The sequence below is a fragment of the Desulfovibrio sp. genome (assembly GCF_035644575.1).
GTDB lineage: Bacteria > Desulfobacterota > Desulfovibrionia > Desulfovibrionales > Desulfovibrionaceae > Desulfovibrio.
The window spans coordinates 14,627-37,912 of record NZ_DASQOG010000134.1 but is presented as its reverse complement, the minus strand read 5'-3'; the positions used below and the strand labels follow the sequence as shown (position 1 = coordinate 37,912).

Genomic DNA, 23,286 nt, shown 5'->3' with positions numbered 1-23,286 from the left:
GCTCTGACCGGCTTCTTGCGGGCCGGAATGGAATTCCTTGGGCTTGCGGCGTTCTTCTTCGTCCTTGATCTGCTTGATGGACAGGCCCAGACGGCGCTCTTCAGCGCTGACATGGATGACCTTGGCCTGGATTTCCTGGCCTTCCTTGTAGATCTCGGCGGGGGTCTTCACTTTCTTGCTGGAAAGTTCGGACACGTGCACCAGGCCTTCAATACCTTCTTCCACTTCAACAAAGAGGCCGAAGTCGGTGATGTTGGTCACGATACCCTTGATGGTGCAGCCCACGGGGTAGGTGTTGGGCACATGTCCCCACGGATCGTCCACCAGCTGCTTCACGCCGAGGGTGAACTTTTCGTTTTCCTGATCCACGGTCAGCACCTTGGCCTGCACGGTGTCGCCCACCTTGTACAGTTCGTTGGGGTGACGCACTTTCTTGGTCCAGGAAATGTCGGAAACGTGGATAAGACCGTCGATGCCGTCTTCGATGCCAATGAACATGCCGAATTCGGTGATGTTCTTGATGACGCCTTCAAGGACGGTGCCTTCGGGGTACTTTTCAGCAACCAGTTCCCAGGGATTGGGGCGAACCTGCTTCATGCCGAGGCTGATGCGCTTCTTGTCGCCGTCCACGCCCAGGATGACCACTTCGACTTCGTCGCCGGTGTGAACCATCTGGGAAGGATGACGCAGCTTGCGGGTCCAGGACATTTCGGAAATGTGCACCAGGCCTTCAACGCCGGGTTCCAGTTCCACAAATGCGCCGTAGTCCACCAGGTTGGTGACCTTACCGCTGCACTTGGCCCCTTCGGGGAAGCGGGCGGAGATGTCCTGCCACGGATCGGGCACGAGCTGCTTGAGGCCGAGGGAAACTTTGTTGTTGTCGCGATCAAAGGAAAGCACCTTCAGGGTCAGTTCCTGACCGATGGTGATCATTTCCTTGGGATGGCGAATGCGCTTCCAGCTCATGTCGGTGATGTGCAGCAGGCCGTCGAGGCCGCCGAGGTCAACAAACACGCCGTATTCGGTGATGTTCTTGGCCTTACCGGTAACGATCTGGTTTTCTTCAAGGGTGCGCAGCAGATCCTGGCGTTTGGAATCGCGCTCCTCTTCAAGCAGCACGCGGCGAGAAACGATAACGTTGCTGCGGCGGCGGTTGATCTTGAGCACGCGGAATTCGAATTCCTGGTTGACCAGGGCATCCATATCCGGCACGGGGCGCAGATCCACGTGTGAACCAGGCAAAAACGCTTCCACACCGCCGATGTCCACGGTGTAGCCACCCTTGATGCGGCGGACAATGTGGCCCTTGATGACCCGGTTGTTTTCCTGCACGTCTTCGAGCTGGTCGAACACCTGCATGCGCTTGGCTTTCTCGAAAGAAAGAGTGATGGTGCCGTCGTTTTCGTTCTTGCGAACGACGTAAACGTCAACACGATCGCCCACTTTGACGGAAATGTTGCCGGCGGGGTCGCGGAATTCTGCCGCGGGAATCTGCCCTTCGGACTTGAAGTTCACGTCAACAAGCACATTGTCATCATCCACGCGGACGATTTCGCCCTTCGTGATAGAGCCTTCCTCAAGATCGCCGAAATCGGGATTGAGGTAGTTTTCAAGGGCGCTTTCGAAATTGATTTCGTTGTCGTGCCCGGTTTCCAAACCTGCCATATGTCCAGCCTCCAAACATAATTTCCCCATAACAGGGAGGTGCCTTATTATCAGGATTTCATCAAAAGAACAAGAAAAAAGACACGCCAAATCGGCTTTAGCCGCCGAAAAATCGGGATTCTGCGCCGCTCTGGACGGCGCAGGCGGGCCCGCCTGCGCGGGGCATACCCTGCAAGGGCCTGTCTGGCGGGGCTTGCAGGGTATGAGCACTTGACTTTTATTGCCGCATGAATTGTTTTGAAAAAGTCGGCGGGGAATTCCGTTAAAATCGGAAACAGTCGCGCTGCGGTAAGAGGGAACGAAGCTTCATCGTTCCGCCACATGGCGGGGCGCAGCAGCCAGTCGCGCGAGCGGCGAAGGCGAAGTCTAGGCAAAGGGCGCAAGGCCCCCATGCCCTCAAGTCCGAATATCCTCCGGCATTTTATCCAACTTCAACCCGTCAACGCGCCATTGAGGAGGTTGCCATGCTGCGTACTACGCCGCATTCCATTTTGCATTTTTTCACCCGTACCCTTTTGCCCATTCTTTTGCTGTGCGCCGTCATGGGCGCGCCTGTGCTTGCCCCTGCCGCTGAATCCGGCGCAGAAAACTCCAAGGCTGGCGTGCTGCTGGTGGCCTTTGGCACCAGCGTTCCCGAAGCTCTGGCTTCCATGAAGGCCGTGGATGCGGAGTTCAAGGCCGCTTTTCCCGGGCAGCCTGTGGTGTGGGCCTATACCTCGCAGATTATCCGCAAAAAAATAGCCGCCGAAGGGCATCCCGTGGGCGGCATCAGCGATGGCCTCGCCCAGCTTGCCAGGGACGGCGTCAAGATTGTGCGTGTTCAGTCGTTGCACGTCATGGCGGGCGAGGAGTTCAGCGCGCTTGAACGGGCGGTGCTTATCGACCTGCAAAAAAATCCGGGCCGCTTTGACGCCGTGTTTCTTGGCCGCCCCATGCTGGAATCGAAAAAAGACGCGCAGGAACTCATCCAGGCCATCAGGGAAGACGTTAAATCCCTGCGCGGCAAGGATGCAGCTCTGGTGCTCATGGGCCACGGCCAGAGCCATGGCCGCGCGGATCTGACCTTTGAAGGTACGCGCGCCGTGTTCCACGATGCGGACAAACGCGTGTTTATGGCGACAGTAGAGGGTGCGCGCAGCGTGGACGACCTGTTGGTGGAACTCAAGGCAGCCAAGGTCAAGAAGGTGGTTATCGAGCCGCTCATGCTGGTGGCTGGCGACCATGCGCACAACGATCTGGCCGGGGATGAAGACGATTCCTGGGCCTCGAAGCTCAAGGCCGCCGGTTTCAAGGTGGAGACCAACCTCAAGGGGCTGGGGCAGATTGCCGGAGCACGTGCCATCCTGGTGCGCCATGCCCGCGAAGCTGCCGATGATCTGACCAAGGAACCCAAAAAGCAGTAGCGGGCGCTTGCCTGCGCCGCATATTTGTTGCGGGAGCCGCATGAACCGGGACAGCGCGTCTGGTTTGTGCGGCTTCTGTTTTTGGGTGCGGGAAATTGGGGAATGCGGGCGATGCCGCGCTTCGCAGCGGTTTTTCAGGTGTGCTGTCGGGGGCAGTGCGCTTGGGAGTGTTGCTTCTTAAGCCTGCCGTGTCACCAGCCAGGCCAGCATGCCGCCCTGCGCCGCAATGGCGGCCGCAAAGGCCAGCCAGCAGCCCCAGAGGGGCAAGGCCTTGGGCGCAATGCCCGCCGCCAGCGCCAGCATGCCCTGAAAAGCCCGTTTGAGAGGCCACAAAAGCGCCAGCCCCGCCCACACCGAGGCGCTCAGGGTAAAAACCTGCAATTCCTTGACTTCCCAAAGCCCCACCAGCGAGGCATACAGGTCGACATTGCCGGAATTGTAGGCATTGCCAATGAGTTCCAGCCGATCCAGAGCCGGGCCATCAGTGCAGCTTGCGCCAAGAATGAAAAAAATGCCCACAAGCCCGAGAAACAGCAGCAGGAAAAGGCCAAAGGTGCGCATTTGCCAGCGGGAATGCGCCACGCCCGCAAAATCGCCTACGCGGCGCGCAAAAAAATGCAGGGGAATGGCCAGAAGCGGTACAGGTACGATAAGCATGCCCAACCCTGGCCGTACCAGTGCAAACGACCCCCCTGCAAGCATGAGATAGCCTGCAAGCGAGATGAAGGATGCGGATGAGGCGGCAAGGGGCATACGCGCTCCAGTGTCGGCGGTTCTGGCGCGTAGAACAGGGGCGCGCTCGCATAAAATTCTATGCCAAAAAGGGGCAAAGGTCTATGCGGCAAAGGGAGTTGTGATAATTGGCAGGCTGTTGGGGCAGATGCGCAGTAGCGCGAAAACCTGCCACGAGGGCAGGCTCAGCGCCCCGCCGGGGAGAGAAATTCCGGCATGCTGGCCGCAGCAACACGGCAGGCGGTGTCATCAGGGGCAAAGCAGCACAGGATGGCGCACCATGAACCGCCATCGCGCTGTTGCGCCACGCAGCGGTCTAGCTGTCTGTCCGGGCAACTGGCGGCTGGGGCAAGGTCGGGCAGGGCAGCGCGGCAGGCAGCTTCAAGCCGCAGACATTCGGCTTGCGCCTGCTTCTGTTCTTTATCCTGATATTTTGTTGTTTGGGCGTGTTGGGCGCACCATGCGGGGCTGTCCACATCCGCTATCTCCCTCGCGGATGCAGCGGAGGGCAACAGGCACTGGGTCAGAAGGCATGCGGCGGCAAGGTCCATGATAAAGGCGCAGGGCAAAAACCCCGCGCCAATGCAGTCAATATTTTTTGCCACGTCTAGCGCTTGTCCACCACGCGCTTGGATTTGCTGAAGGTACGCGGCAGGCTGGCGTAGTCCGCCACACTCACGGAAACACGGGCCATGATGGCCTTGTGCAGGCGGGTTTCAAGCTCGTGGGCCAGGGCGGCATCGTTGCCTGCGGTCTGCCCCTGTCCGCGTTCCACGGTGAGGGCCAGATGGTCGAGGGAGCGCTCGTCGCGGGTGAGTTCCACCTGATATTCACCGCCAAGCTCCGCAAACTGGCCGATGACTTCCATGAGCTGACCGGGGTAGATGTTCACGCCACGGTAAATGATCATGTCGTCCGAGCGCCCGAGGATGCGGTCATGGCGCGGCATGGCAAGGCCGCACGAGCATTGACCCGGCAGCAGGCGCGAAAGGTCGTGGGTACGGTAGCGCAGCAGGGGCACGGCCTCCTTGCACAGGCTGGTCACGACCATTTCGCCCACTTCGCCCTCGGCAGCGGGCTGCATGGTGGCGGGGTCGAGCACTTCAATGATGAAGAGGTCGGCCCAGTAGTGCAGGCCTTCGTGGGCGTCGCAGTCGATGGCGGTGCCGGGGCCGTACATTTCTGTCATGCCGCCGATGTCGTAACAGCCCTCAAGGCCGAGTTTGCTTTCAATGGCGAGGCGCATTTTTTCGCTGCGGGTTTCTGAACCGCAGACCATGCGCTTGAGCTTGATCTTGCCGCGCAGATCGGCGCGTTCCACTTCTTCCGCCAGCAGCAGGGCCATGGATGCCGTGGCCGTAAAGCCGGTAGCGCCCAGATCCTGCAAAAGTTGCAAGTGCATTTCAAGATTGCCCGGCCCCACCGGCACGGTGAGCATGCCAAGCCGTTCGCTGCCCGCCTGAAAGCCCGCGCCAGCCGTCCACAGGCCGTAGCCCACGGCAAGCTGCATGCGGTCTTCGGGGGTAAAGCCCGCCAGCTCAAAGCAGCGGGCGATCTGGAGGCTGAACGTATCAATATCGCGCTGGGTGTAGGCAAGAATTTTGCGTTTGCCAGTGGTGCCGCTGGAGGCATGGATGCGCGCCACGTCACGCGGCGGTACGCAGAGGAGCGGTAGGGGATAGCCCTCGCGCAGGTCTTCCACGTCGCAGGTGGGCAGACGGCGCAGGTCGTCCAGGCTTGTGATGTCGTCCGGCTTCAGGCCGCAGGCTTCCAGCTTTGCCCTGTACTGGGGCGAATTCCAGGCCTGGCGCACGGTGTAGCGCAGACCTTCAAGCTGTTTCTGGCGGATATCCTCATCGGTGAGCTGGGGAATAAAGCGATACGACATGAAGCTCTCCTGATTCCATTGGGGTCATGGGCTTGAAAAGAAAATAAAAACCACACTGCGGTTTTTTTGCGCCGCAGGCAAGCCCAAAGGGCGCTGTTGCCTACAGTTTGGCCCCAAGGGCGAACACTTCGCGCACCGAGAGCATGCGCTGCGCCGGATCGGCGTCTTTTTGCTGCTCCAGCGCCAGCATGAGCAGCACGCGGGCCTTGGCGGGTGAAAGCATGCCGCCGGGCACAAAGCCCTCGTATTCATCAAGGGGCGTCACCGGGCCGGAGCCGGTGCGGCTGCACCGGATAACAGGGATGCCCCCGGCAATGGCCTGCCGCAGCTCGTGGCGCACGGCATCGGGCATGGAGCCGTTGCCCATGCCAGCCAGCACTATGCCCGCGCTGCGCTCCATGGAATAGCGCACAAGATCAACAGGCATGCCCGCGCAACCGTAGATCACATCCACGCGCGGCAGATTTTTGCGGCCCGCAAGCTCGGCAAAGGTTCCTGCCAGAGCTGGATTTTCCTCGCCGCCGTAGTAGAATTGGGGTTCGCCGTTGATAACCCGGCCAAGGCAGCCCGATTCCAGGGCGCGGAAGGCCTCCACATCAAGCGTGGCGACCTTCACCGCCGTGCGGGCCGAGAGCACCCGGCTGTTCATGACCAGCAGCGCGCCGCGCGCCTGCGCCTGCGGGCAGGCAGCCACAGCCACGGCATCGCGAATGTTGATGGGGCCGTCTGCGCTCAACGAGGTGGCGGGGCGCATGGAGCCGGTCAGCACAACGGGTTTGGGACTGGCAAGGGTGAGGTGCAGATAGAAGGCCGATTCTTCCAGCGTGTCTGTGCCGTGGGTCAGCACCACGCCGCAGATTTCGGGGTCGTCCAGCGCTTTGGCGCACTGCTCGCCCAGCATGGCCCAATGCTCGGGGGTGATGTTTTCGCTGGGCAGGTTGCCGCACTGCACGCTGGTGATGCGGGCCACGCCCTCAATGCCGGGCAGGGTTTCGAGCATGCTGTCAACGGTGAGCACCCCCGCCTGATAGCTGATCTGCTCAAGCGGCGTGGGGGCAACGCCCGCAATGGTGCCGCCCGTGGCAATAAGGGCCACCTTGGGCAGGGATGTTGCGCTGGAACTGGGCGATGACGAAGAATGATTGCTCATGGTGGCTCCTGCGGCGCGCTTTGCCTGGGGACGGCAGGTTGCAGCCGCTTTGTCGTGAACTGTGTGCGCCGCAGTCCAGAGCATATCCGTCTGCGGTTCGTTGGTATGCGGGCAGATGCTGCGCCCTGTGGGGATAAAACCCATGCGGGCATAAAATGCCAGGGCGCGGCGGTTTTTTTCATACACTGTGCAGCGGAGGCTGGCGTTCATTTGGTCGGGAAGCTCAGCCAGCACCTGTTCCTGCACCAGTTTCAGCAATTGTCGCCCAAGGCCCTTGCCCCACCAGCGGGGCAGCACGAACAATCCCGCCAGATACGTGCTGTTGCCATCCGGCAGGGTTGCGGCAAATGCGGCGGGTTCTCCATCGGCGGTCAGCAATAAAACCTGCGATGAAGGCAGATAGTTTTCCGCCATAGCCGTTCGCTGCCCGCGCCAGAACGCGGCAGGCACAAATTCATGCCCTGCCAGAGAGGCCGCCAGCCAGATGTCGGCGCAGGTCGAGTAATCCTTGGTAGATGCGGGCCTGACTGTTGTTACAGCCGTGCGAGGTGCGGCATGCCCTGCGGGTGTGGGGAAAAGTGTCGTTTTCATGGCCTCCCTCTGCTTAAGCGAGCCAGTGCAGCGCGTCAACCGCCGGGAACGCAGTGCAGCCCCGGCGCTTGTGAACAGGGGCGCGTTACTTGGATTTGGAACAACATTGGTGTAGCGTGCCGCAATGGACAAAAAGAAAATACTCCTCGTGTCGTTAGGGCATTTGTCGTGCGATATTAACGGCGGAGCCTTGCCCGCCATACTGCCGTTTTTGCGGTCGGCCTTTGATCTGAGTTATCAGGCCACGGGCGGGCTGATGTTTGCCTACTCCTGCCTGTCGTCCATGATCCAGCCGCTGTTCGGCCTGCTTTCAGACAGGTTTTCCAAGCCCTGGTTCATCCCCGTGGGTGTGCTGCTGGCGGGTTGCGGCCTTGCGGCCATTGGCTGGATGTCCGGCTATTGGGGGATTTTTGCGGCTATCGGCCTGAGCGGCATCGGCGCAGCTCTGTTCCACCCGGAAGGAGCGCGTTTTGCCAATGCGGTGTCGGGGCAGAACAAGGGCACGGGCATGAGCCTGTTTTCCATTGGCGGCAATGGAGGCTTTGTGCTGGGCCCGCTGCTGGCCACGGCCTGCCTTGGGGCCTTTGGTCTGACAGGAACGACGGTTTTTGCCATATTGGCTGTGATAACGGCGAGCATCCTGGTGTGGTCCATCGCCCGCATGGGCGCTACCAAGCAGGTGGGCGCGGCGGCAGGCGGCAAGGCCGGGCCAGCCCTTGCGGCAGAAGGGGAAACCCCCGGCGAAAACAACTGGCGCGAATTTTCTAAGCTGACAGTCTCCATTGTGACCCGTTCCATCACCTTTGTGGGCTTTAACACCTTTATTCCGCTCTACTGGGTCAGCGCCTTCGGGCAGTCCACGGCAACGGGCGCGGTGGCTCTGACCTTTTTCAGCATATGCGGTGTTATCAGCAACTTTTTTGGCGGGATGCTTTCTGACAGATTTGGCTACCGCGCCGTCATCCGCGGGGTATTCGCCCTGCTGCCGCCGGTGGTTGCGGTATTCAGCCTGAGCAACAACCTTTACGCGGCATGGGCCTTGCTGCCGCTGTTGGGTTTTGTGCTGTACGCGCCCTTCAGCGCGCAGGTTGTGCTGGGCCAGCAGTATCTTGCCAAGAACATCGGCTTTGCCTCGGGTATTACCCTTGGCCTGGCAACCAGCCTTGGCGGCGTGGTGGCCCCGCTGCTCGGCTGGATTGCAGACAACTACGGCATGGCAGCCACTTTTCAGTCGCTGGCGGCGCTTTCCATTGTGGGCGCGATTTTTGCCTATTCCCTCAAACCCGTAACCGTGAAGAAGGAAAAGAAGGCATGAACAGCAAACAAAAAACGGAACCTCCCCATGCAGCGCAGGCCCTGACGCGCGAAGTGCCGCTCATCGGCGTTGTGCGTATTGTGGAGTGCGGGGGGAGCATCATCCGGCTTGACCTTGGCCCCACGGCTCCCTTTGAAGCATTGAAAAATACCACGGAACAGGAAACACCCCTGCTGCGTGAAGCCTTCAAGCAGCTTGACGAATACCTGACAGGGAAGCGCCGCGATTTTGATTTGCCCCTTGCCCCGGAGGGCACGGATTTTCAGCGCGGCGTGTGGGATGCCCTGCAAACGATACCTTACGGGCAGACCCGCAGCTACAGGCAGGTAGCCGAAGCCGCCAATTGCCCCAAGGGATACCGGGCGGTAGGCCTTGCCAATAATCGCAACCCCATTGCCATATTCATTCCCTGCCACCGCGTTATTGGCGCGGACGGCAAAATGGTTGGCTACGGCGGGGGATTGCCGATCAAGGAAGCCCTGCTGCATCTGGAGGGCTACCTGTAGCCGTAAGCTTTTTCAGACGACATATGTACCTGTTTATGGGCCGCCCTTCGGGGCGGCTTTTTTTGCGCGCACAGTCGTTTCTGTCCGGATGGCAAGCCCACGCCGGGGGTCCTGCATTTTCCCTCTCGCGTTTCTCCACAAACGACCGCGTTTCTTGTGTTGCCTTGTGTGCGTTCGGCACTGACGACAATGTTCGCAAATAATATAATATGCTGAAAATACAATAGTAATTTGCATGTTGATTTGTGCATAATCTGGCCTTGCGGACACATAGGTGAACCCCGGTTCCGCTCTTGGGCAGAATGTCGGCATTGTGCGCAAGAACAAAAAATCGGCGTAGATATTGTTCAAAAATAAAATAACTAATTGTAATTTAAATATTTATTTTGAACATTTCAGGTGTAGCCTGTCGTGGAATACCATCGCTTGCTTGTGAGGCAGCGCCCATTGCCTCGCGGCGCTCAAAAAACGACAGCGGCAGGATGAAGGCTCCCCCTCCATTCTGCCGCTGCCAAAAATCCATGCCCTAAATGCGGGCGCTCAAATTGTGCGCAATTATCTTATTATTCTGTTATTGCTGGAATAATTATTTGAATAAACTGTTCCTAACCACCAAAACCTTGCGCAAAGAGTCTGGACTCTGCCCAATCTTCGGAAACTACGGGCACTGCGAATGTTACGGGCGCTGCGGATATTAAGGGCGCTCCGGGCGCACGGGCAGTATGGGGCCAAGGTCAATGCCCGCAGGGCTGACCAGGGCGCGGAAGGGATACATCTCTACCCCTGCGGAGAGCGCTTCATAGAACAGGGCGGCATAGGCAGGATCAATGAAATCCGCCGGAGCAAAACATTCCCCGTCCGGACGCTGCACCAGATAGAACATGGCGGCGCGTTCGCCGCAGGCCACAATGTCCATAAGTTCGCGCAGATGCTTTTGCCCGCGTTCGCTGGCTGCATCGGGGAAGCAAGCGGCGTTGTCCTCCACCATCGTGACGTTTTTGCACTCCACCCACAGAGGCGGCAGATCGGGGGCCGTGAGCAGGCCGTCCAGCCTGCTTTGCCCGCGTTTGGCCTCGCGCACAAGGGTGGTGTAGCCCTGGGCAAAGGGCAGGCGGCGCGCATGAAAGGCCGCCTCAAGCATGCGGTTGGGGGTGCTGGTGTTTACGCCCACCCAGAAGCCGCTGGCAGGGGAGTGCGTGCAAGATTCGTGGGCGTCAGATTTATGAGGGTTTTCTGGGAGTTCAGGCACGGCCCTGTGCGCCAGCCACACGCATTCCTGCGTGTATTTGAGTTTGCGGTCAGGATTGCTTGCCGGGGATGCCAGCACCGGCGCGCCCGGCAGGCACAGGCCCAGCATGCTGCCGGAATTGTTGCTGTGCACCCATAGGTCTGCGTCCTGATGCTGCAACAGCACGCTGAAGCGTTTGCGGCGCGCTACAAAGGCGGCCACAATGCAGTGGGGCGGCAAGGGCAGCAAGGGGGCAGCGCTGGCGGGGCCGGTCTGGCCTCCGTATGAGGGCCGGGAGGTATCTGCAGCGGCTGTATGTGCTGCATTTTTGGGTTCAGAGCTCATTTACACCCCGATATGAAGCTGCTAGAAACAGCCAGTTGTGAGTACGCCTGCCGATTGCGGGTGCGTTGCATACGCCAAGGAGCCCCCTTATGCAGATTTCAGACCGTCTGAGCAGTATCAAACCTTCTCTGACACTCAGTGTCAACAGCCGCGCCCTCGAGCTTAAGGCCCAGGGCATTTCAGTAATCAGCCTTGCCGTGGGCGAGCCGGACTTTCCTACGCCCAAACACGTTTGCGAGGCTGCCAAAGCGGCTATTGACGACAATTTTTGCCGCTACACCGCCGTGCCGGGCATTCCCGAACTCCGCAAGGCCGCGGGCGCGTATTTTGAAAGAAACTACGGCGTTCCGGTCGCAATGGAATCCATTGTTATCGGCGCGGGCGGCAAGCACTGCCTCTATAATTTCATGCAGGCCACGCTCAACCCCGGCGACGAGGTGCTTGTGCCTGCCCCGTACTGGCTCAGCTACCCCGATATGGTCATGCTGACCGGCGCAACCCCCGTACCTGTGCTGGCCGGGCCGGAGCAGGGCTTCAAGGTGACGCCCGCCATGCTCGAGGCGCACACCACGGATAAAACCAAGCTGCTCATTCTGAACTCGCCCAGCAACCCCACTGGCGCGGTCTACACCGAGGCCGAGTTTACGGCCATTATGGATTGGGCCATTGCGCGCGGGCTGTTTGTGCTTTCTGATGAAATTTACGACCAGCTTGTGTTCGCCCCTGCCAAGATGACCAGCGCCATCAGCTGGTTTGCCAAGTACCCCGAGCAGGTGGCCGTGCTCAACGGCCTTTCGAAGAGCTACGCCATGACAGGCTGGCGCGTGGGCTTTTTGGCTGCGCACCCGACCCTGATCAAAAAGATATCGGCCATGCAGGGCCACAGCACCTCGAATATCTGTTCCATAGCGCAGAAGGCGGGCCTTGCGGCCCTGACCGGCAGCATGGAGTGCGTGGACAAAATGCGCGAGGCCTTTGTGCGGCGGCGCGATTTTGCCATGAAGATCATTGAGGCCTGGCCCTTTGCCATCTGCCCCAAGCCCGACGGCGCGTTCTACCTCTTTTTGGACGTTTCCAAGTGCTATGGCGGCAGCGTGAACAACTCCACCGACCTTTGCACCCTGCTGCTCGACAAGGCCCACGTGGCCGTGGTACCGGGCGCGGCCTTTGGCGACGACAAGTGCATCCGTTTCTCGTATGCTGTGGGTGACGAAGTACTCAAGGGCGCGCTGGAAAGCATTGGCGCGGTGCTTGCCGAGCTTGCCTCGGAGCCTAAATAGCGCGGAAAACCGGGGCAGAAATGCCGCTAAAACCGCCGTTGTAAAAAAAATGCAAAATTGTATTGACAGTTAGGCTGGTTTTGGTCATTCTGCTTTTCGCCGTGGGGCTGTAGCTCAGTTGGGAGAGCGCTTGAATGGCATTCAAGAGGTCAAGAGTTCAATTCTCTTCAGCTCCACCAGATATGTAATTAAAACCCCCGATCATTGAAAAATGGTCGGGGGTTTTTGCGTTTGTCTATGTGTGTTTATTTAATGACATTTCTGAGTGAGTCTGGAAAATACTGCGAGAGGCTTTTTAGGCAGACGGTATTGAGTTTTTGGATTTATACAGTTACAGTGCCGCAAAATGAGTGAACATATGAAATTACCACAAAAAATATCTCCTTGCCCGGTTGTCGAGGCTGTAGTTGAAATTAGGTTCGAGCCTTGCGTTCCCGGTGATGCGGTTTTTGGGCTTCTGTATACAGGCATCCGTGAAGATTTTCCCCAATCTGAGGCTCATCCTGTTCTTCAAATCCCAGAGATGATCCGAGATCAGGATCCAATGTTACGTTATACACCGCATTATAAACTTTTAAAAGATAATTTTGCACTTCAAATTGGCCCAAGAGTTTTGAGTATTAGTACTGTTAGTGGATATCCTGGATGGAATAGTTTTACTCCAATGATTAAGTTGATTTTGGGGAAATTTTTTGCAGCTAATATTGCCAAAAATATTGAACGAGTTGGAGTTCGCTATATTAATCTTTTTGACTTAAATATATTTCAAAAAATGAGCATTGACTTTAAGTCAAACGATGTTGATTTCAGGTTAAATTCTTCAACAGTATCCTCAACAGTCCTCAATGATAAGACAATATCGCAATTAAGAATAAGCAACGAAGCAAAAGCCATAGTTGATGGGAAAGAGATGTCAGGTTCAATTATTGATATTGACACATATGTATTGTCGCCAGATTATGATGAAAAAAATGTCTTTGAAAAAATTGAAGTGTGCCATGTGGACGAAAAAAATATGTTTTTCTCTATTCTTCTTCCCGAGTTTATTGCAGAGCACGCACCTGAATATTAATAGGGATGGATATGCAGACTTCAATCACAAGCAAACTTGTTGGGAATGTGTTTTTCCCACCCATAGTTGCGTTAACTATCATGTCTCAGCCCGTTCTGCTGGTCCCTACCAGGACGTACCAGCCGTCAAAAAAGTTTGAATATAGCATCTCAGAGCAGTTGGACAAGTCCTACCCGACTTCATGCTATGATTTTTCATATTTAAAAACAAAAATTCAATTTGATACAATATATACTTTCGCTGAAAACTTTATTCAGCAGCTTGAGGACATCCCACCAGAATTTTCGGAAGCGATCAGTGAAAATATTTGGGACTTAGTATAATATGCAGGAAGAAATAAAAAAATTCCTCCCTCAATTTTTATCTCAAGGGGACTCTGCTGCTCTATTTGAAGAAATAAAAAATTTTCCTAAAAATATAGATTACAGATTTTATACAGAACGGCTAAAAGAGGAAAATTTTATTCTTCAGGGGGATGGGATACGGGAATTGCCCAACGTGCAGACACCGCGTAATGAAATCAAAAGTGTGCCATCCGTTGTCTTATCTAATACTTGTGATATTTCATCAGAAAATAAAAGACTTTTCCCCTCTAGAATGCTGTATTCTCCCATTGTACGACTAGATAAGTATATATCTTTACTTGAGAAAAAGACTAACAATAAAGAAAAAATTGAACAGCATGTTGCAAGCATCAGAAAGCAAACGGTTACACAAATATTTTATCTACCTCAGCACGGTTTACTTGACTATGAAGGAATCATTTTTCTCGATTGTGTGACGAGCTGGCCAGTGAAGGCTCTGGATACTTTGGAACTTGTCAAAAATAAGTTATTCACCCTCAGTGATTATGGTTTTTATATGTTTTTACTAAAACTTTCTGTGCATTTCACCCGCATAAGAGATGGAATAGGCAGAGGAAGGGTCTCTGCCTAAAAAGCCTCTCGCAGTATTTTCCAGACTCACTCAGAAATGTCATTAAATAAACACACATAGACAAACGCAAAAACCCCCGACCATCTTTCGATGATCGGGGGTTTTAATTACCTATCTGGTGGAGCTGAAGAGAATTGAACTCTTGACCTCTTGAATGCCATGCAAGCGTCCCCTGCGCTATGCCTGCGGCGGCGGAATAGTCTAAAATTGCCCCGTGCCTGCCGCTCAAGAAATATGCAGTAAAATTTGGCTAGTCATGATGCTGACAAACTCCAGCGAAACAAGCAAGCGAATCAAACATACACATTCACAGAAGGATTCGCAGCCGCAGGCTGTGCCGCACTGGCCCCCGCGCTATCCCCAGCAGCAACGGCCGCCGGTGCGGGTTGAACCTGGGCCGCTGGAAGGCTGGGCTGAGAAACTGCCACAGGGGAAGCTTCCATAGCTGGCGCACTGGCCGCATGTGCTACTGCCTGAGATTTTTGATCCGTCTGGGGCAGGTGTTGCGGCTGGCCTGCAGCGTCCTTTCCATCGGCTGAATCTTTGCCCTCTGCTGCTTTTTTGGCCATTTCTTCAATACGTTTCTTGATTTCCTTGAGGTTGCGCCTTGATTCTTCAGAAACACTTGCCTGCATCGCAAATCCCATTTGCCGAGCTGCCTTTTTAGCCTCGAGCGCAACCTCTGCGGGTGTCTTGGCCGCAGCGCATGCTGCCATGCCCGCTTCAAGAATGGCCTGCTGGCGATTCATGCTGGCACTTTGCTCAATCTGAGCTCCAACCCGAGAGGCTCTGACGTATTTTGATTCACCTGATGACGCCGACACAAAATTGCGGGACATCAAGCTGGAGTCGACAGATGATATACTCATGATGGCCTCCCTGCGCTCAGACTTACTTACCAGTCTTTATCGGCTAAAAAAGTAAAAGCTATAGGTGAACATTTTTTATATATGATCTTAACTTTAATGCTAGGATGCTACCGTTAGATACACCGCTGTTGCAGCCATGTTGTAATCATTTACTTTTATTGCCGCTCCTGCATATTGCAGATTTTTCTGCATGCCCAAGCACACCCCAAAAAATGTTGCCAGACATTTGGACCAACCCCACGCCAGATTTTCTTCTGAGTGTATCGGGTTGTTTCTCCAGCTGGCCAGCAAAACAATATTTTTTTAGTACACTTCATTTGCTGCAGTGCGACATTTTTTATAAAACTTATATTTCGCTGTAATTATTCATATAAAATACGATGCTACATTTTTTTTATTGACAAGATATCAAATATCGAAGAGCAGTCATTCTGAAAACTGACCACTACTGAGTTATTTGGAGCAGTTCATGAAGTATATTATTCCGCTAGCATTTATTTTTGCGTTGCTCACGGGCTGTGTTGAGTCGTATTCGCATAAAACTGGCGCGCCAGTGCCGCAGTTGGCCCGCATGCCTACGCTTGACCCTGAAACAGGCAAGCCCGCCAAATGGTGGCTTCCTGATCTCAGCGATGAAGAAAAGGTTGAGCCGCTTGAGGCGCGGGCACAAGAGCGCCGTTGCATGTACAATCTGTATAACGATAAAAATATCAGTGAGTTGTCCCACCCCAACATGACGCACAAGACCCTGCCGCAGAAAAAAAATCAGGTATGGGCTTACTCGGTCTCGTATGTTGAAGAGAGGGAAAGGTCTCGCGGATTTTTCCTCCGCAACGAAATAATTAAAAAGCCTGCCAGCACCATATTCAATATTTTTACGGATATGGACGGAAAGATCCTTGCCTGCACGTGGATCAGGGGCACACCTGCCTATCTTGCAGAGCAACGCGCAAAGGCGGCGCAGGATGCAGATGCAGCCCGCCCCGCCCCATAGCGCCGCAAAACTTATGCGTACCTGCTGATGCACGGAGAATCTGATGCTCAAGAATATATTACTGGTTGGTATTTTTGTGGTGCTGCTGGGCTGCGGTCGGCACGGCAACGGGTATGACGGCTGGGATGAAAACTATGTTGAAACAGGAACTGGCGTTACGATGTGGCTTCCCAAGAAGATGCACACGCGCATGTATTATTCATCCGTTGTGGAAGATTATGCAAAAACCTGCGGTCAGAGCCAGTATCTGGATATAAACCTTCTGCCTGAACCGCAGGATGTTTACAAGGATGATGCCGACGGTGTGCGCACTTATGCGTTTTGCAGCACGTTTTCTGTCCACGAAGGGCGAAAGACGAAGCTAAACAGCCCGGATATGAACCGAACCGTCTACCATGACTACATTTTCAACGTCATGATGAACCAGAAGGGCGAGGTATTGGACTGCGACTATATATACTCGGAGAGCACAACCGATTCGCCCATTTCAAACGAACCCTTCAAACTCCCCATTCTTATTTTCAAATAAGGAGGCCGCGCCCACCCCGTTGCCCAACACTTCTGCATGGCGAAGGTTTTCACTAACAGTCTGCCTACCGGTCAAGAAACATGCGGTAAAACTTGCTGTTCTTGATGCTGCCAAGCTCTGACGGCACAAGCACCCTGTTGATGCTGACCTGATCATTCTGCGCAAGCTTGAGGTAGTAGGGCGCGTAGGGCCTGTCTTTTTTAAGTATGACCAGCACCGTGGGCTTGAGGGGCGACTTGTGATCCTGCTGGCATACAATGCCCGTTGTTTCGTTTGAGAGCTGCACCACCGTACCTACCGGGAATATACCCACCAGCTTGATGAAGTGCTCCACCAGACCCGGCGCCCATGCCTGCCCAGACATGCTGAACAGTTTTTTTACCGCCTGCGCAGGGGGGATTGCGTTCTTGTACACCCGTGATGATGTCAGCGCGTCATACACATCGCAAATGGAAATAATGCGACCGTGCAGGCTGATGGCCTCGCCGCTGAGCTGGTGCGGATAGCCGGAGCCATCGTGCCGCTCGTGATGGTGCAGTATGCCGTCAAGAATTATGTCGCTGACCCAGGGGATATCCTTGAGGTTATCGTGCCCAAGCCTGACGTGCGAACGGATAACCGAGGTTTCGTCCGGGCTCAGGCTGCGCGGCGCGTTCAGAATTTCCAGCGGCACAAAGGCCTTGCCGTAGTCGTGAAAAAGTCCGGCCATGCCAGTATCAAAAGTTTCCTCATCGTCCAGCCCCAAAAACTGGGCAAAGGCGATGGAAAATATGGCGACATTGATGCTGTGCCTATAGGTATAATCGCTGGTTTTCTTGATGGTTGTGATAAGCAGCAGGGCGTTGAAATTACGGTGCAGGCTTTGAATAATCTCGTTTACAAAGGCCTTTAGTTCCGCAACCTCAATGGCGCCCACCTTCTTTTCCTGCATCAGGTTTTTGATGTAGTTGCAAGCGTCAAAATACAGGTCACGCGCCCGGCAAAGCTCCTCGGCAAGCGGTGTTTGCCGGGCGCCGCTGCGCCCCAGGGCGCTGTGGCACGGGGCTGATTGCACAGTCTCGGAGCGGGCAGGATCGTAGTAGGCTTCCGTATAGCCAGAAGCAATAATATGCTTGATCTGTTCGGCGCTTTTGATGATACCACTCTTGCCATAGACAAACGGAGCATTTATCCAGGATGTAGTGGGCTCTACGAGCCACATCCCCTGGCGTAACTGCGTTACGGATATCTTTATCGGCTTCATGAAATCTCCCGCCAAAAGCATTGCCATGAATATCGGTTTGCCGGAGGCAGACCACGCACCTTGCAAGCGAAATATGATTACTTATCACTATAATCTGATTTTTTTAATCTATCAAATGGAAATTCGCCTTCAAATTTATACAGGAATGCTTATCAACAAAGTCCGACATGCGTGAAACCATTGATTCATGGCTGAAATTAGCCCCCCGGAGTCGATGCATGCACGCGGCATGTTTCCCAAAAGAATGCACGGCGCATAGGCGGCAACGGCACTGCATCCCCTCTGCCTACATACAAAAAGCCCTCGAATTGAGAAAAAATCGAGGGCCTTGGGTGTTACAGACTCTGGTGCGTCTGCACACGCAGCTCACTGATCTGCTGCATGATCATACGTTTCGTAAACTGTCTTTGCATAGCCGGGCAATATGCTTTTAAATAATTCATCGATATCTTTTGGAGTTTGCGCAGGCGGCATTGTATTTTTTTGATATATCCGCATCCCTATGCTTCTGACAGGCTCTTTACTGTCTGACTGAAGGTCAAATGTGCGCAAGATGAGCGAGAACCTATACACACGCGGTTCCCACAGCATTCTACGCTGCATCTGAATATTAAAGAATGGAACAAGAACATATCTGGCTCCTGCCTTTTTGCCGCTTTCGATGGCTTCTTCGTCTGTTTCATATCCGCTGCCTGTGGATATTGTCGCGGTGTAGGGGGCAATGGTTTCTTTGAGCAACACCACAATTTCCTTGCCAGTTCCGGGGTAGCGCTTTGCATCAACAATACCGCCTCCAGGCCTGTCATCAAAATCAGGAACATCCTTGGGCACGGCAATATACGTATTCTGATTCTTCTCAAGTGGCGGAAGCGGCTTAGCTGGCGGCACCTGGGCAGCACATCCGGTCAACGCGCCCAGCGCCAGAAGCAGTATGACGACTTTTTGAAACATCTCTCCTCCAGTATTCAGTATCTACAAAAAAAATCTGATACATGATTATTTCATAATTATTTTTATACTACCACCAATTGCGTTGGTATGGATTAGTGCCTGATTCAAAAGGCAAGGCCTTGCCGCTCGGTCTCTGCCTTATGCCTCTTTGCTGCGGGCGCCCCTGTGGGGGAAAGGTAAAAATTGGATTCTGGGCCACGATAATCCACTTATTTTTGAGCAGCTTGACAATGATAGTGATAATTGATTTTGTTGGTCATAGGTTAAGATTTTTGTTTTACTGGTAGCTGCCGCGCGCGTATTGCACTCCTTTTGGGAGTGCCCCCCCCGTGCGCGCCCCTTGCGTCAAACTCCAGATGTGAAGTGACGAACGGCATGTCATCAGTGCGTATTTCCATAGATCGCCTCAAACCTGGCATGTTCTTGGTCAACCCCGGCATCTCCTGGCTGGCAGAACCCAATCTATACCAGCACGAAGGGTTCATCGCCTCGCAGGATGAAATCAGGGATATTGCCCGTCAGGGCTATGCAGAGGCCTGCTATGATCCCATCCGCTCGCAGATTGTGCGCAATCTGGAATCGCCCCCCGCGCCCCAGACGCCGCTTACTGAAGAAATTTATGCGGCTCGGGGCGCGTTTTCCGCTGCTTATGGGCATGTAAAATCATTTATGCAGAGTGCCGCCAGCGGCAACATTGAGGTTGCGGCGGTGGAGCCATGCCTGAGCGCCATCAAAAAAAGCATTGTGCGCAACCGCAACGCGCTGCTCCTGCTGGCAAATCTCAAGAGTCTGGATGATTACATGTACCGCCACAGCGTTAATGTGGCCATTTTTGCCGTGTCGTTTGCGCAATACCTGGGGCTGGATGACGAGGAACAGCGGCAGATCGGCATTGCGGCGCTGTTTCATGATTACGGCAAGGCGCTGCTGCCCGCCAACATTCTCAACGCACCGCGCAAGCTCAACGAGGGCGAAATGCAGATCATGCATTCGCACGTTGAACGCGGTCATGCCAAACTGCAAGCCACGGGCAAATTTTCGGCGGAGGTATTGGAAGGCATCTTGCAACATCACGAGCGGTACGATGGCACAGGCTACCCATACAACCTTTCCGGCGACCAGATAGGCATCTTCGGGCGCATCATTTCCATTTGCGATGTGTATGACGCCCTGGCCTCAAAGCGCGTGTACAAAGACGCCATCCACCCCAAGCACGCCCTGGGCACCCTGTTCAAAATGGGCGAGAGCGCCTGGGCGCCCGGTTATGCCGAGCATTTCATCAAGATGGTGGGCATCTTCCCCATTGGCACGGCGGTGGTGCTCTCCAACGGACAAAAAGGCATTGTGTGCCATTCCGACCCGTATGCGCCTTCATTGCCGCGAGTGCTGCTGGTCAGGGATTGCGAGCACGGCGTCAGGCCGCTCCGCATCATCGACCTGTGGCGACAAAAAAGCATTTCAGTCAACAGATCGCTTTCCAAAATCGAAACAGCCTACTGGGATATTGCCGCCCTGCTTGATTCCGCTCACGAAGACGATGCGTAACAAGGCCTTGAACCGCAGCAGCGGGCGCTTGTTTTTTGCGCCGTGCGTGGACAAAGCCTTTTGCATATAGCACCACAAGGTTCTTTGTTTGTCGCGTTCGGCTTTAAAAAATCAACCCTCATGGAGGCTGTATGGCGTGGCTTTATCTTGTACTGGCGGGCTTTCTTGAAATCGGCTGGCCCATCGGCCTCAAACTGGGCTGGACAGAAGAAGGACTGCGCGTGTTGTGGCTCGCCTTTGCCATTGCCTGTATTTTGTGCAGCGGCATGATGCTGCTGATGGCCCAACGGGAAATCCCCATGGGCACGGCCTATGCGGTGTGGACGGGCATTGGCGCTGTGGGCACCTTTGTTGTGGGCATTGTCGCTTTTGGTGATGCAGCAACGCCCTTGCGCATGGCCTCCGCCGGTTTGATTATCGCCGGGGTGATCGGCCTTAAATTCGCCTGATCCCAGCCATCGGCAACCCTGATAAAATTGGCGGGGCCGTGGCGCAACATGATTGAGCGCCACGGCCCCGCCTTTTGTTCATACCCTTGCAGCCGGCGTATCCGCCAGACTCCATGCAAAGGTTTGCCCCTACGGGCTACTTTGTCAGACTTTTCAGCTCGGCATCTGAACGCGCGATAGCAATGCGCGTACCGGGCTGTATGAATCCCAGAATCTTGACCATTGCTTCTTCCGGCACGCTGATGCAGCCGGATGTGGGCTTGTCTTGCGAGCAGTGCAGAAAGATTGCCGAACCAGCGCCCTTGACGATCTTATCCGTATTATACTCGACCACGGCTACATACTTGTAGGCCACGGTTTCTTTGGACAGATCTTCGGCAGATTTCCAGTCAACGGGGGTTGTATCCTTTGTAACCCACTGGTTGTAGCGGGCTGAGGCAACATCATCCACCCACTTTTCGTCGCCTGCGAGCTTGGTATAGGCAATGTTCACCACAGGGGGCGTAGCCAGCCCAAAACCGCGCCGGATTTCATACACGCCCACGGGCGTTTTGCCGTCGCCCTCGCGCTTGTCCACGCTGCAACCATTTCTGCCCACATAGGCCGGGGTGCGCAGCAGTTCCTGCCGGGTGCCGTTGGCTGTGGAGTACACCACCAGCGTGCCCGTGGTGCCGGAGGCGACAACTTCAATCTCGGTTGTGGCGGCCTGGCACTGGCTTATGCCGCTGCTGCCGCAAACCAGTACGAAAAGAAGAAGACAGACCGAAAATAGATATCTTTGCATGGTGCCTCTGAATGTTTGTACAAGCTTGCTGACCTATTGTCCCGCCGTTGCGCAACGAAAAGCTATGTGAGCTATTTTCCAGGCAACAGCGCGGCATACCTGCTACGCGTTCGCATACTGCTATCGCGATTCGCGGGTATATTCAACAGCAGGACACGTTACTAAAACAGAAACGAGCCCCATGTGTTACAAAAGCCCCGACCAGTGATGAACTGGCCGGAGCTTTTTGCAGACGCGTAATGGCAGAATATTGTTCTGCCTTACGCGCATCAGTAATCTTTGATTTCCAGATACACAAGAGTCTGGTTCAAGAGCTGGTAGGCGATTTCGCCAAACGTAACAGGCCCGACAAAGGCACCTGTCTTCTTGTTTTCAAGATTGGAGAACAGGTAGTTCAGAATACAGTTGCACGAAAACACAACCTTGTCTGTATTCGAACCCATTACCTTGCTTACATGCGCATCAAAGGCCGCCACGTAATCCGCAATCGGCTTTGCATGTTTATAGCGGATGCCGCTGAAAACCGGTGCATAAAAGTGCACCATGTTTTCCGCCTCGTTTATGCACTGAAAGCTGATGTTCACCAACGCGCCATAGTAGTCGGCAACGATTGGCAGCCTGGTATCCAGATTGTGTTCTTTGAGGTAGGCAGCGAAATTGTGGGGAGCGCCATTGACCATGACATCCTTGGCTGAAAACCCGTCGGCAGAAAAGGTCAGCGTGTCGCCATCGCCCTGCTCAAAAAGGTTGATGATGCCGATCTCAGCCAGCTTGCCGGGCTTGAGCTCTGCCCGGAGCACTATGGCGCCATCTTCAATCATGCTTCCCGTACTGCCGTTAAAAACCTTTGGTGTCTTTTTGCCAAGATCGTCCAGATGCACGCCTGCAATCCAGCCGATGAGCGGCGACATGCCAAATGATTTGTAGTTGGGTGCATTCACCGCAAAGGAAAGATGCGTTTCGCTAGCCGCAGGTATCAGAATAAAACTGAATCCCTGCTTTGGCCCCTCCACATACACATTGGCGAGCGTGTCTTTATTGTACTGGGCAATGCTGACGCTTTGGACAATATCGGTAATATCTGTAACAAATATGAGTTCACGGGAGGCAAGCCCCCCATGCTCTTTTGTAATAAAATAAGGAATCGTGCCGCCAACCCAGTTGCCCTTTGGCAACTGCTGGATAACTGCTTCTTCGCCTGCAAGAAGAAGTGAACGCCCTTCGGAAATTTTTTTCTGAACGTCATGTATCCCCATAATTGACTGATTCATAAATTCCTCACTTTCCGAAGATTGTTTTGACATCATCCTGCACGGTTTGCGAATTGGCGTTTTGCACAAACAGGTTATACAGCTGGTCTATACTTGAGGCGATATTCTGCGGGGTTGGATTGTCATGAACCCCGCGCACCAGCCGACCGAGCATGATCTTGGCTGCCAGAAACTTGAGCTCGAAGGTCTTCTTGCCAGTGATAATGTCTTGCCAGCCCGCATGGCTTTTGCTCGGAACTTCCATTGGCTCCTCCTTTTTCAACTAGCTGAATACACTTAAGTTATAAATCCATGTACATTTCTGTTCTTAATGTAAGAATAACCATATGAAAAATGCAAAGTAAAGGTGAAATAATAAATTATGAAAACAAAGTCAGTTACACTTCTTTTCTGAGCAATTGCATACATATTTCACTCACTATCTTTAATTTATGTATTTTAAAATCAGCATGTTATAAATATGCAATAAAAATAGCGCATTCATTTGATTTACAAGAAAAATATTACACAAACAGCAATATGATTCGGCTTGTTCAATAT

General features: G+C 54.2%; 23 protein-coding genes, 1 tRNA gene and 1 riboswitch. Of the genes, 11 read left to right on the top strand and 13 right to left on the bottom strand.

Annotation, left to right across the window (positions count from 1 at the left end):
• On the bottom strand, positions 1-1,665 hold a 1,665-nt coding region (locus tag VEZ52_RS07830; RefSeq protein WP_324836332.1), incomplete at its 3' end, for a 30S ribosomal protein S1.
• 230 nt (positions 1,666-1,895) lie between these two features.
• Positions 1,896-2,097: riboswitch (cobalamin riboswitch) on the top strand.
• Positions 2,098-2,129: 32 nt separating this feature from the next.
• Here VEZ52_RS07830 and VEZ52_RS07825 point away from each other — a divergent pair.
• Positions 2,130-3,068, top strand: a complete 939-nt coding sequence (locus VEZ52_RS07825) for a sirohydrochlorin cobaltochelatase (protein WP_324836331.1) — start codon at positions 2,130-2,132, stop codon at positions 3,066-3,068.
• A 177-nt stretch (positions 3,069-3,245) separates the two neighbouring features.
• Here VEZ52_RS07825 and VEZ52_RS07820 read toward each other — a convergent pair whose 3' ends face one another.
• The 4 genes from VEZ52_RS07820 to VEZ52_RS07805 all read right to left on the bottom strand — a co-directional run bounded on the left by VEZ52_RS07820 (position 3,246) and on the right by VEZ52_RS07805 (position 7,429).
• The gene (locus VEZ52_RS07820; RefSeq protein WP_324836330.1) at positions 3,246-3,821 is read right to left on the bottom strand and encodes a hypothetical protein; all 576 of its coding nucleotides are present in this window, start codon (positions 3,819-3,821) and stop codon (positions 3,246-3,248) included.
• A 164-nt stretch (positions 3,822-3,985) separates the two neighbouring features.
• Positions 3,986-4,405: a hypothetical protein gene (locus tag VEZ52_RS07815; RefSeq protein WP_324836329.1), complete on the bottom strand. Its 420-nt coding sequence runs from the start codon at positions 4,403-4,405 to the stop codon at positions 3,986-3,988.
• A 2-nt stretch (positions 4,406-4,407) separates the two neighbouring features.
• Positions 4,408-5,688 (bottom strand): phenylacetate--CoA ligase, encoded by a 1,281-nt coding sequence (locus tag VEZ52_RS07810; RefSeq protein ID WP_324836328.1) that lies wholly within the window; start codon positions 5,686-5,688, stop codon positions 4,408-4,410.
• A gap of 100 nt (positions 5,689-5,788) precedes the next feature.
• A complete protein-coding gene (locus VEZ52_RS07805; protein ID WP_324836327.1) occupies positions 5,789-7,429 on the bottom strand; it encodes a type II asparaginase in 1,641 nt (546 codons plus the stop codon).
• A gap of 124 nt (positions 7,430-7,553) precedes the next feature.
• Here VEZ52_RS07805 and VEZ52_RS07800 point away from each other — a divergent pair, with 124 nt between their 5' ends.
• Both VEZ52_RS07800 and VEZ52_RS07795 read left to right on the top strand, forming a co-directional pair.
• On the top strand, positions 7,554-8,744 hold the full coding sequence (locus VEZ52_RS07800) for an MFS transporter (RefSeq protein ID WP_324836326.1): 1,191 nt from the start codon (positions 7,554-7,556) through the stop codon (positions 8,742-8,744).
• Positions 8,741-9,250 carry a methylated-DNA--[protein]-cysteine S-methyltransferase gene (locus tag VEZ52_RS07795; protein ID WP_324836325.1) on the top strand — a complete coding sequence of 170 codons (510 nt, stop codon included), beginning with the start codon at positions 8,741-8,743 and terminating at the stop codon, positions 9,248-9,250. Before VEZ52_RS07800 ends, VEZ52_RS07795 begins: the two co-directional genes overlap by 4 nt.
• A 373-nt stretch (positions 9,251-9,623) precedes the next feature.
• On the opposite strand, the gene VEZ52_RS07790 is transcribed toward VEZ52_RS07795, so the two are convergent.
• Together VEZ52_RS07790 and sfsA are read right to left on the bottom strand one after the other, a co-directional pair.
• Positions 9,624-9,773, bottom strand: coding sequence for a hypothetical protein (locus tag VEZ52_RS07790; RefSeq protein WP_324836324.1), 150 nt, complete (start codon positions 9,771-9,773; stop codon positions 9,624-9,626).
• Between the two features lie 171 nt (positions 9,774-9,944).
• Positions 9,945-10,823 carry a DNA/RNA nuclease SfsA gene (sfsA, locus tag VEZ52_RS07785; RefSeq protein ID WP_324836323.1) on the bottom strand — a complete coding sequence of 293 codons (879 nt, stop codon included), beginning with the start codon at positions 10,821-10,823 and terminating at the stop codon, positions 9,945-9,947.
• A gap of 89 nt (positions 10,824-10,912) precedes the next feature.
• On the opposite strand from sfsA, the gene VEZ52_RS07780 reads away from it, so the two are divergent.
• From VEZ52_RS07780 to VEZ52_RS07765, 4 genes are all read left to right on the top strand, one after another.
• On the top strand, positions 10,913-12,103 hold the full coding sequence (locus VEZ52_RS07780; RefSeq protein WP_324836322.1) for a pyridoxal phosphate-dependent aminotransferase: 1,191 nt from the start codon (positions 10,913-10,915) through the stop codon (positions 12,101-12,103).
• 103 nt (positions 12,104-12,206) lie between these two features.
• Positions 12,207-12,282, top strand: a tRNA-Ala gene (locus VEZ52_RS07775).
• A gap of 179 nt (positions 12,283-12,461) precedes the next feature.
• A complete protein-coding gene (locus VEZ52_RS07770) occupies positions 12,462-13,175 on the top strand; it encodes a TIGR04255 family protein (RefSeq protein WP_324836321.1) in 714 nt (237 codons plus the stop codon).
• Between the two features lie 324 nt (positions 13,176-13,499).
• Complete coding sequence (locus VEZ52_RS07765) at positions 13,500-14,111, top strand: hypothetical protein (RefSeq protein WP_324836320.1); 612 nt, start codon at positions 13,500-13,502, stop codon at positions 14,109-14,111.
• Between the two features lie 293 nt (positions 14,112-14,404).
• On the opposite strand, the gene VEZ52_RS07760 is transcribed toward VEZ52_RS07765, so the two are convergent.
• On the bottom strand, positions 14,405-14,980 hold the full coding sequence (locus VEZ52_RS07760) for a hypothetical protein (RefSeq protein WP_324836319.1): 576 nt from the start codon (positions 14,978-14,980) through the stop codon (positions 14,405-14,407).
• Positions 14,981-15,449: 469 nt separating this feature from the next.
• Between VEZ52_RS07760 and VEZ52_RS07755 the strand changes: the two genes are divergently transcribed.
• Both VEZ52_RS07755 and VEZ52_RS07750 read left to right on the top strand, forming a co-directional pair.
• On the top strand, positions 15,450-15,974 hold the full coding sequence (locus VEZ52_RS07755) for a hypothetical protein (protein ID WP_324836318.1): 525 nt from the start codon (positions 15,450-15,452) through the stop codon (positions 15,972-15,974).
• A gap of 43 nt (positions 15,975-16,017) precedes the next feature.
• The gene (locus VEZ52_RS07750; protein WP_324836317.1) at positions 16,018-16,503 is read left to right on the top strand and encodes a hypothetical protein; all 486 of its coding nucleotides are present in this window, start codon (positions 16,018-16,020) and stop codon (positions 16,501-16,503) included.
• A gap of 64 nt (positions 16,504-16,567) precedes the next feature.
• Here the strand turns inward: VEZ52_RS07750 and VEZ52_RS07745 are convergent, their stop codons facing one another.
• Both VEZ52_RS07745 and VEZ52_RS07740 read right to left on the bottom strand, forming a co-directional pair.
• Entirely contained in the window at positions 16,568-17,746 is a 1,179-nt protein-coding gene (locus tag VEZ52_RS07745; RefSeq protein ID WP_324836316.1) for an HD-GYP domain-containing protein, read from the bottom strand.
• A gap of 366 nt (positions 17,747-18,112) precedes the next feature.
• Positions 18,113-18,697, bottom strand: coding sequence for a hypothetical protein (locus VEZ52_RS07740; RefSeq protein WP_324836315.1), 585 nt, complete (start codon positions 18,695-18,697; stop codon positions 18,113-18,115).
• A 375-nt stretch (positions 18,698-19,072) separates the two neighbouring features.
• Between VEZ52_RS07740 and VEZ52_RS07735 the strand changes: the two genes are divergently transcribed.
• Positions 19,073-20,242, top strand: coding sequence for an HD-GYP domain-containing protein (locus VEZ52_RS07735; RefSeq protein WP_324836314.1), 1,170 nt, complete (start codon positions 19,073-19,075; stop codon positions 20,240-20,242).
• Positions 20,243-20,373: 131 nt separating this feature from the next.
• A complete protein-coding gene (locus VEZ52_RS07730; RefSeq protein ID WP_240823387.1) occupies positions 20,374-20,691 on the top strand; it encodes a DMT family transporter in 318 nt (105 codons plus the stop codon).
• A 136-nt stretch (positions 20,692-20,827) separates the two neighbouring features.
• Here VEZ52_RS07730 and VEZ52_RS07725 read toward each other — a convergent pair whose 3' ends face one another.
• The 3 genes from VEZ52_RS07725 to VEZ52_RS07715 form a co-directional block, all read right to left on the bottom strand.
• The gene (locus tag VEZ52_RS07725) at positions 20,828-21,475 is read right to left on the bottom strand and encodes a L,D-transpeptidase family protein (protein ID WP_324836313.1); all 648 of its coding nucleotides are present in this window, start codon (positions 21,473-21,475) and stop codon (positions 20,828-20,830) included.
• Between the two features lie 269 nt (positions 21,476-21,744).
• Complete coding sequence (locus tag VEZ52_RS07720) at positions 21,745-22,779, bottom strand: DUF6976 family protein (protein ID WP_324836312.1); 1,035 nt, start codon at positions 22,777-22,779, stop codon at positions 21,745-21,747.
• The gene (locus tag VEZ52_RS07715; protein WP_215648831.1) at positions 22,754-22,990 is read right to left on the bottom strand and encodes a hypothetical protein; all 237 of its coding nucleotides are present in this window, start codon (positions 22,988-22,990) and stop codon (positions 22,754-22,756) included. Before VEZ52_RS07715 ends, VEZ52_RS07720 begins: the two co-directional genes overlap by 26 nt.
• Between the last annotated feature and the right edge of the window lie 296 nt (positions 22,991-23,286).

Coding starts and splice junctions, on each gene's coding strand:
- VEZ52_RS07825 (WP_324836331.1), top strand. CDS start 2,130: ATGCTGCGTACTACGCCGCATTCCATTTTGCATTTTTTCACCCGTACC.
- VEZ52_RS07820 (WP_324836330.1), bottom strand. CDS start 3,821: ATGCCCCTTGCCGCCTCATCCGCATCCTTCATCTCGCTTGCAGGCTAT.
- VEZ52_RS07810 (WP_324836328.1), bottom strand. CDS start 5,688: ATGTCGTATCGCTTTATTCCCCAGCTCACCGATGAGGATATCCGCCAG.
- VEZ52_RS07805 (WP_324836327.1), bottom strand. CDS start 7,429: ATGAAAACGACACTTTTCCCCACACCCGCAGGGCATGCCGCACCTCGC.
- VEZ52_RS07800 (WP_324836326.1), top strand. CDS start 7,554: ATGGACAAAAAGAAAATACTCCTCGTGTCGTTAGGGCATTTGTCGTGC.
- VEZ52_RS07795 (WP_324836325.1), top strand. CDS start 8,741: ATGAACAGCAAACAAAAAACGGAACCTCCCCATGCAGCGCAGGCCCTG.
- VEZ52_RS07790 (WP_324836324.1), bottom strand. CDS start 9,773: ATGGATTTTTGGCAGCGGCAGAATGGAGGGGGAGCCTTCATCCTGCCG.
- sfsA (WP_324836323.1), bottom strand. CDS start 10,823: ATGAGCTCTGAACCCAAAAATGCAGCACATACAGCCGCTGCAGATACC.
- VEZ52_RS07780 (WP_324836322.1), top strand. CDS start 10,913: ATGCAGATTTCAGACCGTCTGAGCAGTATCAAACCTTCTCTGACACTC.
- VEZ52_RS07770 (WP_324836321.1), top strand. CDS start 12,462: ATGAAATTACCACAAAAAATATCTCCTTGCCCGGTTGTCGAGGCTGTA.
- VEZ52_RS07765 (WP_324836320.1), top strand. CDS start 13,500: ATGCAGGAAGAAATAAAAAAATTCCTCCCTCAATTTTTATCTCAAGGG.
- VEZ52_RS07760 (WP_324836319.1), bottom strand. CDS start 14,980: ATGAGTATATCATCTGTCGACTCCAGCTTGATGTCCCGCAATTTTGTG.
- VEZ52_RS07755 (WP_324836318.1), top strand. CDS start 15,450: ATGAAGTATATTATTCCGCTAGCATTTATTTTTGCGTTGCTCACGGGC.
- VEZ52_RS07750 (WP_324836317.1), top strand. CDS start 16,018: ATGCTCAAGAATATATTACTGGTTGGTATTTTTGTGGTGCTGCTGGGC.
- VEZ52_RS07745 (WP_324836316.1), bottom strand. CDS start 17,746: ATGAAGCCGATAAAGATATCCGTAACGCAGTTACGCCAGGGGATGTGG.
- VEZ52_RS07740 (WP_324836315.1), bottom strand. CDS start 18,697: ATGTTTCAAAAAGTCGTCATACTGCTTCTGGCGCTGGGCGCGTTGACC.
- VEZ52_RS07735 (WP_324836314.1), top strand. CDS start 19,073: ATGTCATCAGTGCGTATTTCCATAGATCGCCTCAAACCTGGCATGTTC.
- VEZ52_RS07730 (WP_240823387.1), top strand. CDS start 20,374: ATGGCGTGGCTTTATCTTGTACTGGCGGGCTTTCTTGAAATCGGCTGG.
- VEZ52_RS07725 (WP_324836313.1), bottom strand. CDS start 21,475: ATGCAAAGATATCTATTTTCGGTCTGTCTTCTTCTTTTCGTACTGGTT.
- VEZ52_RS07720 (WP_324836312.1), bottom strand. CDS start 22,779: ATGTCAAAACAATCTTCGGAAAGTGAGGAATTTATGAATCAGTCAATT.
- VEZ52_RS07715 (WP_215648831.1), bottom strand. CDS start 22,990: ATGGAAGTTCCGAGCAAAAGCCATGCGGGCTGGCAAGACATTATCACT.